This window comes from Salegentibacter sp., assembly GCF_036568425.1.
Classification (GTDB): Bacteria; Bacteroidota; Bacteroidia; order Flavobacteriales; family Flavobacteriaceae; genus Salegentibacter.
Map to the genome: position 1 here is coordinate 46,952 of NZ_DATCSO010000101.1, position 13,850 is coordinate 60,801.

10 protein-coding genes are annotated in these 13,850 nt (G+C 38.2%); 5 read left to right on the forward strand and 5 right to left on the reverse strand.

All coding sequences use genetic code 11. The annotated features are described in order from the left end of the window. Positions 1 to 145 precede the first annotated feature (145 nt). Both VIM94_RS10090 and VIM94_RS10095 read left to right on the forward strand, forming a co-directional pair. Positions 146 to 2,389: an FUSC family membrane protein gene (locus VIM94_RS10090; protein WP_332039176.1), complete on the forward strand. Its 2,244-nt coding sequence runs from the start codon at positions 146 to 148 to the stop codon at positions 2,387 to 2,389. Between the two features lie 41 nt (positions 2,390 to 2,430). Next, positions 2,431 to 4,290 carry a T9SS type B sorting domain-containing protein gene (locus VIM94_RS10095; RefSeq protein WP_332039177.1) on the forward strand — a complete coding sequence of 620 codons (1,860 nt, stop codon included), beginning with the start codon at positions 2,431 to 2,433 and terminating at the stop codon, positions 4,288 to 4,290. Here the strand turns inward: VIM94_RS10095 and VIM94_RS10100 are convergent. Continuing rightward, entirely contained in the window at positions 4,280 to 5,479 is a 1,200-nt protein-coding gene (locus VIM94_RS10100) for an MFS transporter (protein WP_332039178.1), read from the reverse strand. The two genes, VIM94_RS10095 and VIM94_RS10100, sit on opposite strands and share 11 nt — an antisense overlap. A gap of 180 nt (positions 5,480 to 5,659) precedes the next feature. On the opposite strand from VIM94_RS10100, the gene epsC reads away from it, so the two are divergent. Together epsC and cysM are read left to right on the forward strand one after the other, a co-directional pair. Next, positions 5,660 to 6,448, forward strand: coding sequence for a serine O-acetyltransferase EpsC (gene epsC / locus VIM94_RS10105; protein ID WP_332039179.1), 789 nt, complete (start codon positions 5,660 to 5,662; stop codon positions 6,446 to 6,448). Between the two features lies 1 nt (position 6,449). Further along, positions 6,450 to 7,337 carry a cysteine synthase CysM gene (gene cysM / locus VIM94_RS10110; RefSeq protein WP_332039180.1) on the forward strand — a complete coding sequence of 296 codons (888 nt, stop codon included), beginning with the start codon at positions 6,450 to 6,452 and terminating at the stop codon, positions 7,335 to 7,337. A gap of 48 nt (positions 7,338 to 7,385) precedes the next feature. Here cysM and VIM94_RS10115 read toward each other — a convergent pair whose 3' ends face one another. Together VIM94_RS10115 and VIM94_RS10120 are read right to left on the reverse strand one after the other, a co-directional pair. After that, entirely contained in the window at positions 7,386 to 7,943 is a 558-nt protein-coding gene (locus tag VIM94_RS10115) for a hypothetical protein (protein WP_332039181.1), read from the reverse strand. A gap of 107 nt (positions 7,944 to 8,050) precedes the next feature. Next, the gene (locus VIM94_RS10120) at positions 8,051 to 8,749 is read right to left on the reverse strand and encodes a Crp/Fnr family transcriptional regulator (RefSeq protein WP_332039182.1); all 699 of its coding nucleotides are present in this window, start codon (positions 8,747 to 8,749) and stop codon (positions 8,051 to 8,053) included. A gap of 191 nt (positions 8,750 to 8,940) precedes the next feature. Here VIM94_RS10120 and VIM94_RS10125 point away from each other — a divergent pair, with 191 nt between their 5' ends. Continuing rightward, a complete protein-coding gene (locus VIM94_RS10125; protein ID WP_332039183.1) occupies positions 8,941 to 10,455 on the forward strand; it encodes a DEAD/DEAH box helicase in 1,515 nt (504 codons plus the stop codon). 50 nt (positions 10,456 to 10,505) lie between these two features. Here VIM94_RS10125 and VIM94_RS10130 read toward each other — a convergent pair whose 3' ends face one another. Together VIM94_RS10130 and VIM94_RS10135 are read right to left on the reverse strand one after the other, a co-directional pair. After that, positions 10,506 to 10,994: a hypothetical protein gene (locus VIM94_RS10130; protein ID WP_332039184.1), complete on the reverse strand. Its 489-nt coding sequence runs from the start codon at positions 10,992 to 10,994 to the stop codon at positions 10,506 to 10,508. A gap of 392 nt (positions 10,995 to 11,386) precedes the next feature. Beyond that, the gene (locus VIM94_RS10135) at positions 11,387 to 13,702 is read right to left on the reverse strand and encodes a penicillin-binding protein 1A (protein ID WP_332039185.1); all 2,316 of its coding nucleotides are present in this window, start codon (positions 13,700 to 13,702) and stop codon (positions 11,387 to 11,389) included. Positions 13,703 to 13,850 lie beyond the last annotated feature (148 nt).

Below are 13,850 nucleotides of genomic sequence, written 5' to 3' on the forward strand. Positions count from 1 at the left end.
AAGCTTTAATTTACTACCTATAACAAATGTGAACAAGCTTTTACTGCTAATTTATCCTTAAAAAAATCCTTTGGTTAAAACCTGTAGAATCATACCTTCTAAGATTTAAATTGCTTGTACTTTTGTACTGTTAATCAACACCAGTTTGGATAGAATAAAAAACTATTTTGAGGACCTTCTTAAGTTTTTCCGCAGTCCGGATTTTTCCAAGGCTGTAATACTTAGTATTGCGATTAGTGTACCTATTGCTGTCTTTAGTTATTTGGGGAATTATGAGATAGGTGCGGCGCTGGCTATAGGGTGTTTGCTTAGTTCTCCCAGCGATATTCAAGGAAGTTTTAGCCATAAGATTATTGGAGTTTTCCTGGCTGCTGTTCTCGCTGGATTGGTTTCGCTAATTTTCGGTTATGCTTCAGTGGAACTTTGGATACTGCTGCCGGTTTTGGCTCTTTTGGTTTTCGGGATTGCATACCTGGCCGTCTTTGGGTTCAGGGCTTCCCTGGTTGCTTTTTCGGGTTTGTTTGCTATTGTATTGAGTTTTGCCAATATTTCCACAGCCCTTGAAATTTGGGAACGTGCCCTATTAATAGTTTTAGGAGGATTATGGTATTTACTATTAAGTGTTTTCTGGCATTATTTAAATCCGAAAAGGGCTACAGAACAGCTTCTGGCGCAAGCGATGGAGCTTACCGCTTTGTATTTAAAAACCCGTGCAGAATTATTAACCGAGACGGAAAAAAGGGAAAGCCTGAAGAAGGATCTTTTCAGGATACAAGGGGAATTAAATGAGAAACATGAAAGTTTAAGAGATACGCTTATAAGGTCAAGATTAAATTTCGGGAATTCTAATTATGCCCGAAAAAGATTGCTCATTTTTATTGAACTCGTCGATGTTTTGGAATTGGCTATAGCTAACCCGGTGGATTACGATAAAATGGATGAAGTTTTTGGAGCTAAATCTGCAGTGCCTCAAAAACTTAGTTCACTTGTAGAAAGCCTGGCGCTGCAGTTAGACGAAATCTCTATCTCACTTCAGAAGAATTCTAATTATACCCAAAAGGAAATTCGGGAAAATCTGGAGAAAATTCAAACCGGCTTTAATAACTTTAGAAAAAACCTTGACTTCAATGATAATAAGGAACATATGTTCCTGCTTCAGAATCTTTTCGACTATCTGAATAGGCAAGCTCAAAAAATAAATACGATTATAAGAATTCTGTATAATCTTGAAGACAGGAAAAGGGTTTTTCCGAAGAAAAAAGAGGTGCTCAGGTTTATAACGCCTCAGGATTATGACCCAAAGATATTACTTGAAAACCTAAATTTGGATTCTACTATTTTCAGACATTCCTTGCGTCTGGCAGTGGTGGTTCTGGTAGGTTTTTCAATTGGAGCTTATTTTTCGCTGGACAATGCCTATTGGATTCTGTTAACCATTATTGTGATTATGAGACCCAATTACGGGCTTACAAAAGAACGCTCGAAACAAAGAATAATAGGTACACTTATAGGTGGGGTTATCGCTATTGGGATCGTCTTTTTTGTAAAGAACCAGGTCGTATATGCGATTTTAGGCCTGCTTTCCTTAACCCTGGCTTTTTCATTGGTCCAGAGAAATTATAAAACGGCGGCGGTATTTATTACACTAAGTATAGTTTTTATCTACTCCTTATTGCAGCCAGATGTATACAATGTAATTCAGTATAGAATTATCGATACCCTGGTAGGAGCAAGCCTGGCCGCATTTGGAAACCTTGTCTTATGGCCGGCCTGGGAAGTTAAAGGGATTAAAAATGTTATGCTGAAAAGCATCGAGGCAAATAAAATTTATCTGGAAGAAATTGCCCGGTTTTATAAGGAAAAGGGAAGCTTACCGATTTCTTATAAACTTGCCAGAAAGAATGCTTTTCTTGAAACCGGAAACCTTAATACAGCTTTTCAACGAATGACCCAGGAGCCCAGGTCGAAACAGAAAGAAATAAGTGGAGTTTACGAAATCATAGGGATTAATCAAACTTTTCTTGGAGCTCTGGCCTCCCTGGGGACATACATTAGAAACCATAAAACTACCAGTGCTTCTGAGCACTTTGATATTTTGGTGCAACATATAATTCAAAATCTAAGAAATACCGAAAATATTCTTTCTGAACAGAAAATAAAGAGGTTACCAAATCAGGAAATCACTCTTAAAGCTGAGAAGGCCCTTAACCAAAATTTCGAAGATTTACTTCAGCGAAGTGAAACCAGGATAGAAGAGGGAAATTCCCAGGCAGGTGAAAATCTCCAGGAGCAACTCAGGGAAGCGCACTTGGTTATTAATCAACTAAACTGGCTTTTGGAACTTTCAGAAAAACTGCAGAAAAACATTACAAAAACAAGACTTTACTAAATGTTTTTTCGCTGAAAGGAGTATTAATAACTTTGCACCGAATGAAATATCTATTCCTTTTTGCATTTTTTATAACCACATATTCGGCTTTTTCCCAATTAGGATCGTGTAAGGGAAGCAAAGGTGAGCCTATCTTTCACGAAGATTTCACCGGTGGAGGACCATTGCTACCCGGAACCACAAATTATAATTTTGTAGATGGTCATGATCCCTACGATGGTGAGTATACTATTTCTAATGAAATTGGTAAAGAAATAGGGGGGTGGTTTTCTTATCTCCCAAACACTACGATCTCCAATGGAAATGCACTCATCATAAATGCTGAGTATACTGCAGGCCAATTTTATGAATACAAGGTTTCCGGGCTGTGTGAAAATACCAGTTATGAATTTTCTGCCTTCCTTATCAATATTTTGAGTCCCACCAGTATCTGTGAGGATGGAGGCATTCCAATAAATGTAAAGTTTCAAATTTGGGATCAAACAGATACAGAAATACTGGCTGAAGGAAGTACTGGTGATATTCAATCTAAGAGTGTCCCTCAATGGGAAGAATATGCCCTAACCTTTAAGAGTGAACCGGGACAGGCTTCGGTTATTTTAAGAATGTATAATAATTCTGATGGAGGCTGCGGAAATGACCTGGCCATAGACGATATTATTTTCAGGTCTTGTGGAGATCTAACTGAAGTCTCAACTTCCATGTCAGATACTTCAGAATTATTCCTTTGTGAAGAAAATGCACCTATAAGTCTTGATTTAACTGCAACTCCGGATTTCTCAGCTTACGATGATCATTATTTTCAGTGGCAGGAGAGCACCAATAAGGAAGATTGGGACGATATTCCTGGGGAAATTACAAATGAATATACAACTCCCCAACTCAGTAGCTCCAGATTTTACAGGGTAAAGGTTGCTGAAGATCCGGTGAATCTGGTTAATAATTTGTGCAGCACGGTTTCTGAACCTTTCTTAATAAATATCGTTGAAACGCCCAAAGCCCCGGTTAGTCTCGGAGATAAATCAATTTGCAGAGACGAAGAAATCCCCTCGCTTAGCGTAGAAATCGAGGATGATGAAACCGTGAATTGGTATGCTTCAGAAACCGGTTCAGATCTCTTGCAAGAAAATTCCAGAAGTTTCATTCCGCCAGAGGAGGGAGTTTATTACGCTGAAGCAATTAAAACTGGTTTTGAGTGCGCCGCCAGCAAACGAACTCCGCTAAAATTGGAAATCTATGAATTACCGGAAGCCGAAGAAGAAGAGCTTCAGATTTGTGCACAGGGAGTACTGGAACTTGATGCCGGACTTGATGTTTCGGCTTATGAATGGAGTACGGGGGAGACCACCAGAAAGATAAGTGTGAGTACGCCTGGAAATTACAAGGTTGCCCTTATTAATTCCAATGGGTGTTCGGCCATAAAGAATATTGAGGTTACGACGGTAGATTTAGTAGGAATAGAGAAGATAATTTCAGAAGAAAGAAAGTTAATTATTAATCCTCTGGAAAATGGCGAATTTGAATATTCCATTGACGGAGATAGTTTTCAGGATTCCAGGGAGTTCGATCTTCCAGGAGGGGTTTATACTATTTATATGAGAGATAAATCGGGTTGTAGTACAATTTCGCAGGAATTCCCTCATCTTGTATTTCCGAGGTTTATAACGCCGAATGGCGATGGTTATAATGATGTTTTTAGAGTTAAAGGACTTGAGTTTTTTAGTAGATCAAGGATAAGTATCTACGATCAATATGGAAAATTGTTAAAATCAGGTAAGGGACAAAACTTTAGTTGGGAAGGAAAACTTGATGGTCGTGAGCTACCGTCTACCGATTACTGGTACACGATAAAGATTGAAAACTTCCCGGTGCAAAAAGGCCATTTCAGCCTCATACGTTAATAGATTTAATGCGCTGATTATTAAGTGCCACCATAGCCATTATTCCGAAAATCATCAGCATAATATAGGTGAAGTCTATATTTAAATCCATTAGGAACCCTACCAGAAGAGGGCCCAGGGCGGTACTAATAACCATAAACATTGTGAAGACACTCCTTATAGCTCCCATTCTCTCTGTTCCATACATTTCTGCTATAAGGGAAGTTTGTACAGTTCCAGACATACCTACCGTTATTCCGGCAAGAATGAGAAAAATAAGTGCCCCTATTATACTTTCCATTAACGCAAAAGGAACAAGGCCAATTATCATAGGAATTAAAAACCAGCGGAACATTTTTTTTGCGGTGAATCTATCTACCCACATTCCTCCGAAAATAGAAAACAGCAGTCTGGTTATTGCATAAACCGTAAAGAAGCTGGCGTACAACTGCACCGACCAACCTTTATTTTCAACAAAAACATATTGATAGAAGAAGATTGCAGTAATAGAAAAACTCAGGATAAAACTTGCAGGCATCATTATGCCAAATCGTTTTTCTAAAACCACAGTCTTATAATCTTTAAGCAGGGTCCAGGTTGATGCTCTTTTTTGCGTGGAAAGCTGTTTGTCAAATTCGCTTAAATCGGTGAAACGTAACCTAATAAGATAAAGTAATAAGCCTATTCCACTAGCGATAATAGCTATTCGCCAGTCAAACCAGGAAATCAGTAACGCGATAATCACCGGAAAGATAGCTTCTCCAATTGAATAACCAAGAGAGGAGATACTCAGGGCTTTACCTCGATTCTTATCGAAATATTTCGAGATTATTGTCATACTAATATGACTTAGTAATCCTTGCCCCATAAGTCTTAGTCCCATCAATGCGATAAAGAGTAAAAAGATATTGAAAGAAAAACCTAAAAGAATAGCCGATAAAGCCAGGCCCAGGACCGTGTAAGCAGTGACTTTTTTCGCCGGTTTATGATCTACGTTGTGTCCCACGGTGAGCATTATTATGGAAGCCCCCACAGTGCATCCGGCATAAAGGGCTCCAAAAGAACCTTCAGTTAGACTAAAGTCTCTAATGATCTCGGGAACGTAAAGCGATATAAGAAAGGTTTGTCCAAAACTGGAAAGAAAGGTCAGTAACCAACCAAAACTTACTTTTGTAAAATGTTCTTTTGCGAAATAATAAAACTCCTTCAAATTCGATTTTAATTTAAGTTAGGCTAACAAAGGTAGAAGCTATAACTCAAAGTTTATTATTAATTCCGGCAATTTCGAAATCATTTCTGTGCTCCTGGAAGTATTTAAGGAAATATCAAGAAAATTTGTTTTTCTATTGATTACTTTTGAATGAGTACCTAACAATCAATTATTATGTAGATGATAGAAAAAAAGGTAATAGCCGATATTCAGAAGCAAAAGCGTCTTCCCAACTTAAAGTTAAGTATTAAAGAAAAAACGGAAGCTTTTGTTAATAAGCTCTTTTACACCCTTTTTGATGCCGATATCCGGGTGGAGGATAATATTGAACAACTGGAAAAAGATTTTTCTGAATTGGCTGAACTCGTATGCTGGCAACCAGAGAAATCCTGCCATGAAATTTGGTGTGGTTATCTAAGACTTCTTCCGGAAATCTTAACCAAATTGAATAAGGATGCCAGTGCTATAGCCCAGAATGATCCTGCTGCAAATTCTGTTGAAGAGGTATATTTATCATACCCTGGATTTTTTGCCATTGCCATCTACCGGTTAAGCCATGAATTCTATAAAATTGGATTTCCCCTGGTACCACGATTAATGACCGAATGTGCACACACTCTAACCGGAACAGATATTAACCCCGGGGCAGAAATTGGAGTTCCCTTTTTTATAGACCACGCCACTGGAGTTGTGATAGGTGAAACTGCCGTAATAAAAAACAATGTGAAGATCTATCAGGGAGTTACCCTTGGAGCCCTTTATGTAGACAGGAACTTAAGGGATACCAAAAGACATCCTACGATTGAAGATAATGTGACCATATACGCCAATGCCACCATTCTTGGTGGAAAGACGATAGTGGGGGCCAATAGTATGATTGGTGGGAATGTATGGTTAACAAAATCGGTTCCGGAGAATTCTATCGTCACCCATAATCCGCAGATTAACATTAAAAACAGCATGGAATAATATGAATGATTCTATATTAAATCTAATAGGAAACACTCCTCTTGTAAAAGCCCATAGATTGAATAAAAATCCTAATGTTCAACTTTATTTTAAGCTTGAGGGCCAGAATCCAGGCGGTAGTGTTAAGGACCGGGCCGCTTACCATATGATAAAAAACGCTTTAGAGAGGGGTGAAATTAATAAGGAGACCAGGTTAATTGAGCCTACAAGTGGAAATACAGGAATTGCCCTGGCGATGATAGCTGGTATTTTTCACCTGAACCTGGAACTTGTAATGCCAGAGAATTCCACAATAGAACGCGTGCAAACAATGAGAGCCTATGGAGCGACCGTAACTTTAACAGATGCCGAAGGGGGCATTGAGGGAGCCCGCGATTATGCTGAATCCAAGTTAAAAGATGGTGATCACTATATGTTCAACCAATTTGCTAACGACGATAATTGGAAAGCACATTATAACAGTACAGGCCCAGAGATCTGGAACGATACTCACCATAAGATAACTCATTTTGTTTCATCTATGGGTACCACAGGTACAATTATGGGAACTTCAACCTATTTAAAAGAAAAAAATAAAGATATTCAAATTGTTGGGGTGCAGCCTACTGATGACTCCAGGATTCCCGGGATTAGAAAATGGAAAGAAGAATACCTTCCTAAAATATTTAAAAAAGAAAAAGTAGATCGTATTCTGGAAGTTAGTGAAGAAGAGGCAAAACTAACAACTATAAAACTGGCCCGTCAGGAAGGCATATTTGCTGGAATGAGTAGTGGTGGGGCAGCGGCAGCTGCAGTTCGTTTATGTGAAGAGTTGGAAAGCGGTTTGGTGGTAAGTATAATTTGCGATAGGGGCGATCGCTATTTATCGTCTGATCTATTTGATGTATAAAAAAACACGGCCTTAACCAAGGCCGTGTTTTCTACTGAAAAACTAAAACTACATTCCTGCAATCTTACCCATTCCTGATCTATCCAGATTAATCTTGATATTTTTGTTTTTAGAACCGTTTTTAAGTTTAATTTTATAATACTCTTTATTCAAAGTCCAGCTGTTTTTGGAGGAAGCGATATGCTTATTCCCTATTATAGAGTAATTTGGGTTTTGTTTTAAAATACTTACAGCAGTTGCATAAGGCATTTTTACATTTTTAAAAACCTGGTAACTGGATAAAAGATCTCCTTTCTTATTAAACCTAACTTTTAGATCTCCTTTGTTGGTTTTAAAGTAGACATCGAAGTGGTCGTAATCTGAATCTCGGTTAGCAACGATAAACTTTTGAATATCAAAATTTTCACGTACAAACCTTAAAGGGTTTTCACTAAAGTGCCCGGTGTATTTTTCGGGCAGTTTCACAATTAAACTTTGTGAATCAGGATTCAATTTGAGTGCTTCAGAGCTTAGCTCCATTGTTACTTCATCCAAAGGGATGACCGTTTGCGCATAGCTGGAGAATACGATCCCCATCAATACTATGCTGAAAATTAACTTTTTCATGACAGTATATTTTTTAGATTGAGGTAAAGATATCCCAGGCTCAGAAAAATTAATACTACGTAAGTAGCACTTAATCAATATTGTATATTATTTAACTCTTGTTGTACTTATCCCGGAAAGTGATTTTTTTCGGCTTGCTTTAAAAGTAATTCCAGGTTTTTGATTTCAACTTTTTTTCGGCTAATTTTTAGAATACCATCTTTTTTAAATTGCTGTAGATGCCTGTTCACCACAGCCCGTGTGGAACCAATAAGATTAGCCAGTTCGTCATGGGAAAGATCATTGATAAGTTCAAGCTTTTTGGATTTCTTATTGATGTGAGTCAATATTAGTTTGGCCAACCTACTGGAAATATCTGCCAGGACCACATTGGAAGTGTACTCCTCGAGTATGCGAATTTGTCTGCCCATATAAGGTAAAAGTGATTTATTTATCTGCGGAAATTTTACTATCCATTCCCGCATCGTTTTAATGGGAACAGAGAGTAAGGTCGCTTCATCCAGGGTTTCATAAAAAACCCGGTGTTCACAGTTTTCCAGAAGACATAAAATATCAAATACATCATTTTTGCTAAGGAGAAATAAAGTGAATTCCCTGGCGCTTTCGGGGTCTACACGGTAAATTTTCACTCTTCCTTGAGCGATAATGTAGAATTTATATAATGTAGGAGTCTTCGTAATATTACAGGTATTTTTTGGCCAGACTTCTTCCTGAAATGCAGCTAAAAACTCTGGATATTTTTCCTCCTCCAAGTCCTGGAAAAGTATATTTTCCCTTAATAATTCGATATAATTTTCCCCTATCATAAAAAAGGTTTTATGTGTATGTTATTTCAGAAAACCAGGGGGAAATGAGGAATTTTTCAATTTGTGGTTAACCAAGGTATTTCTATAAAAATATAAAAAAGGAAAATTCAAATTCTTATTTCCTACATAAATATTTTCCTAAACTTAAGAAATCAGCTATTTTTGCAAAATTGGAGTTCTTAAAAGATATTATGGAGGTTGAAACATTTGGAATTGAAGACAAAAAAGTAGATAAGCAACTATATGATTATCAGCAGGAAGATATTGAAAAAATCTTCAAGGTAATAGATAAACACCCTGAACATTATAATTTGCTTTATCAGTTACCTACTGGGGGAGGAAAGACTGTGATTTTTTCCCAAATGGTGAGGGAATATATTCAGCGCACCCAAAAGAAGGTGTTAATTCTTACTCACCGCATTGAATTGTGTAAGCAAACCTCAACAATGCTTACCGACTTTGGAGTGCGTAATAAGATAATTAACAGCAAAGTTAAAGAACTACCCGACCAGGAAGATTATATGTGTTTTGTAGCGATGGTGGAAACACTAAATAATCGTCTTAATGATGAAAAACTGGAGATGGAGGATATCGGGATGGTGATTATCGATGAGGCCCATTACAACTCTTTCAGAAAACTTTTCAAATTTTTTGAAAAATGTTTCATTCTTGGTGTTACAGCTACTCCCTTAAGCTCCAACATCAAGTTACCTATGAAGGATAATTACCGGGAACTTATCGTTGGGGATTCAATTGCCTCACTTATTGAGAAAGGCTTTCTTGCCAAAGCAAATACCTACAGCTATAATGTAGGCTTAACCAGTCTTAAGGTAGGAATGAACGGGGATTACACAGTAAAATCTTCCGAAGAACTTTATACAAATTACAGCATGCAGGAAAAACTCCTGAATGCTTATTACGATAAATCAAGAGGCAAGAAAACCTTAATTTTCAATAACGGTATTAATACCTCTATTGAGGTCTACGAGACTTTTAAGAATGCCGGGTTGCCTATTCGCCACCTGGATAATACCACCGGGAAACAAGACCGTAAAGATATTCTTAGATGGTTTAAACATACCCCCGGTGCTATTGTTACATCGGTAAGTATTTTAACTACAGGTTTTGATGAACCAACTGTGGAAACTATTATTTTAAATCGTGCTACCAAATCGCTTACGCTGTATTTTCAAATGATAGGAAGAGGGTCCCGGGTGTTACCAGGAAAATCTGAATTTACTGTTTTAGATCTGGGAAATAATCTTTCCCGTTTTGGGGAATGGAGTGCCCCGGTAGACTGGCGCCAAATTTTTAGAGCTCCAGACTTCTATTTTGAAAACCTGCTTAGTGATGAGGAGATTGAGAGAGAATTTAAATATGAAATGCCTCCAGAAATAAGGGAGAAATTTGCTAAAACCGAAGTTGTAGATTTTGATGTGGAAGCGGCCTATGATAAGGTAATCAAACAAGGGCTTAGATCTAAAGCAGTGTTGGAATGGTCTATGGAACAACACGTGAAAATGTGTGTAGAGAACAGCGAAGATGTATTTGATGCCAGGCTGCTTATAAAGGAATTAAAGGATGATATCTCGTCCAGAATTAAACAATATTCTTACTGTATAAGTAAGAGTACTCAAAATTACAGAGATTGGCTGCAGGAAGATTATTCCCGAAAATTAAGACTGGCCATAAATAAAGAATTTTAATACTGAAAAAAATATACTGAGCCGGAAAGACCATCTTTCCGGCTTTTTGTTTATTCGTTTTCAGCATCAGCCGATTTTAGGTCTTGTTCTACGAATTCTCTTTCCCTGACTGAGCCACCGGCAACTATAGCCGCCGCGATTATCACGAGATTTTTAATGATGTATTGCCCCTCTGTGGTAAGCACAAAAGGAAATTCTTCAAAACAAATTTCGGGTAAAACAATCAAAGGCAGAAATGTGCCGGGGATCTGTAAAAACAATAAAATAACGGCTATCCTTAATGTCTTTCGAAAAAGCATTAGTAGCCCTATAAGCACCTCCCATATTCCAAGCGCAGGAATAAATATTTCGGGATCAAACCAGAATACCGTTGCGGCAATGAGTTCCTGGGCAGGGCTGTCAAAAAAAATCTTTAGTGCCCCAAACCATATAAAAACAATAGCGATAGAAAGCCTTAGTAAAGGTTTCCCGTATTTATACATCCATTTGGTTACCTGGTAATCTATCTTTCCTAATTTCTGTGATTTATCTACTTCCATTTCTTCTTTTTAGCTGAATAACAAGTTGAAAAAATTATTTTAACCTATTGATATTCGGAATTAATTATAAGATTAATTTAACAAGGCCAAATTTTCCGATGTACACTTTATCTTTGGAATTAGTGAGACTTGAATTCTAATGATTTTATAGAGAAATAAATCAGATGAGAAAAATGAATGCAGGGAGATTTGGAATTCAAAATTAAAAACAGGAACCATTAGAAATCATCCATAAAATTCCGGGAGAGTAGGCCGGTCCCCATTAAAAGAAGCGCCAAAAACCTGAGGTCAAAAATATTTAAAAATCAGCGGAAATCCATATAATAGTTCCGACGGGTTATAGAAAGAAGCAGGAAGATTGGGGTTGAAAGGGTTTTGGTTTTTAAAAACCTTTAATTGTTCTTTTTTCCACCAAACAGCCTTTTAAAGAATCCCTTTTTTTCTTTCTTTTCTTCTTGTTTCTGTGTGCGCTTCTTTTCTTCCTCGTTCCTATCCTTTTTACCAAAGAGTCGCTTAAAGAAACCATCACGTTTTTCGGGTTCACAATCCAGCATTGCAATTACATCAGCTGAAACCGGGAAGCGCGCCTGGGTTATCTCTTTAAAATGAGGTTCAGCATTCATTTTTTGCATCAGTTTTCCGAAAACCGGCAGGGCAGAATTCGCGCCCTGGCCTATATAGGTATTTCTGAATCCAATACGATGATCGTCGCTACCTACCCAGGTTACGGTAACCAGGTTTGGGGTCATCCCTACAAACCAACCGTCTTTATTGTCTTGAGTTGTTCCGGTTTTCCCCGCGATGTCGTTTCTTAAACCATACGTGCTCCTAAGCCTGTATGCAGTGCCTTCATTAACCGTAGCTTTCATCATTTCTACCATAACCTGTCGGTTGGTTTCTGAAAGAGCAGGAGTGGTGCCGTTTTTTGGTTTAAATTCGGTCAGGAGATTTCCGTTACCATCTTCAATTTTGGTGATATAGAAAGGCTCGCTGTACCTACCTCCATTTGCGAAAGGCGTGAAGGCAGTTGTAAGTTCGGCCAGGCTTAGTGAAGCCGTGCCAAGGGCAATTGAAGGCACCGATGGGATATCAGACTCGATTCCCATTCTCCTGGCCTGCTTGATAACATTTTCAATCCCGGCCTCCATTAAAACCTTTACGGCAATGGTATTCATAGATTTGCTAAGGGCCTCCTTCATATTATAATTCATATGGGGATCGTCCTCAACACTACCGGAGTTAGAGGGTGTCCAACCACCTTTATAAGTTACTTCCCGGGCAGAGAAGTAGGTGCAGGGTTCTATGCCGTTTTCCAGGGCAGCTGAATATACTATCGGCTTAAAAGTGGAGCCTACCTGGCGTCTACTCTGTGAAACGTGATCGTATTGGAAATAACGGTAGTCAATCCCTCCAACCCAGGCCTGGACAGCTCCGGTGCTCGGTTCTACTGCCAGCATTCCCGAATTTAGAAACTTCAGGTAGTGCTCAATACTGTCTTTTACACTAGCAGTTTTGGTAACAGTACCATTGTATTCAAAAAGCTCCATTGGCCGGGTTTTATCCAACTCATCCATAATTTGATCTTCAGACAAACCTCTGTTCTTAAGGTTTTTATATGGTTTGGAGCTCTTTATGGCATCCTGTAGAATTTTAGGATTCCGTTTCCATGGAGTAGCTTTACCATAGGATTTTTCATGTTGCTCCTGTAGGGCTGCCATATGTTCCTGCATAGCCTCCTCGGCCAACTGCTGCATTCTGTAATTTAAGGTGGTGTGAACAATAAGTCCGTCGCGGTAAATATTATATTTTTTCCCATCTTTATTTTTTAAAGTATCCAGGATCTTGCTTACATCCTTACGAACCTGTTCTCTAAAATACGGGGCCAGGCCTTTGTCGTGGCCGTAATTCTTATAATTCAGGACCAAATCTGCAGCCTGGACTTCTCTTTCTCTTTCTTCTGAAATAAAACCATACTTTTCCATCTGGGAAAGCACTACATTTCGCCTTTCTTTACTGCGCTCAGGGAAGATACGGGGATTGTAATAATGTGAAGCTTTAAGCATTCCCACCAATACTGCTGATTCTTCAATATTTAATTCTGAAGTATGTTTTCCGAAGAACTTCATCGAGGCACTCTCTATTCCGAAGGTATTATCGCTAAAGGGAACGGTATTGAAATAAAGCCTGATAATTTCTTTTTTATTATAAGTTTCTTCCAGTCTTTTTGCAATCACAACCTCCTGGAACTTATTCACAACAATTCCCAGGAAACCATAATCTTTTCTGCCGTAGATATTTTTGGCGAGCTGAAGCGTGATGGTGCTTCCACCTCCCGCAGATTCATCCTGGAGTAAAATAGATTTGAAAAACACCCGCATAAGGCTTCGGGAATCAATACCACTATGGTTATAAAAACGAACATCTTCAGTGGCGATAAGGGCATCTATTAGATGCTGTGGAAATTCGTTATATTTTACCGGTTGCCTGTCGTGTATATAAAATTTCCCAATTAATTCACCTTCCGAAGAAAGCACTTGGGTGGCACGGCTTTGTTGAAGTTCACTTAATTCTTTAGAGGAGGGAAGTTTGCCCCAGGCACCAAAATAGATACTTGCCAAAAACAGGATTCCAAGTGCAAATAAACTCCCTATTATAATTAACCCCAACTTAAGTTTGGGTGATTTTTTAATCTTTAATAACAATGACATAGGTTAAATTAACTGCTACAAATTAACGAAGACTTGAAATAAGTAGTTCACTATTTATGCCAACTTTAAGGTTTATTTTAGGATAGTAAAAAAGCCGGTCACAAATTAAATTGTGCCGGCTAATTAAAGGCAAAGTTCATAAGGCTTG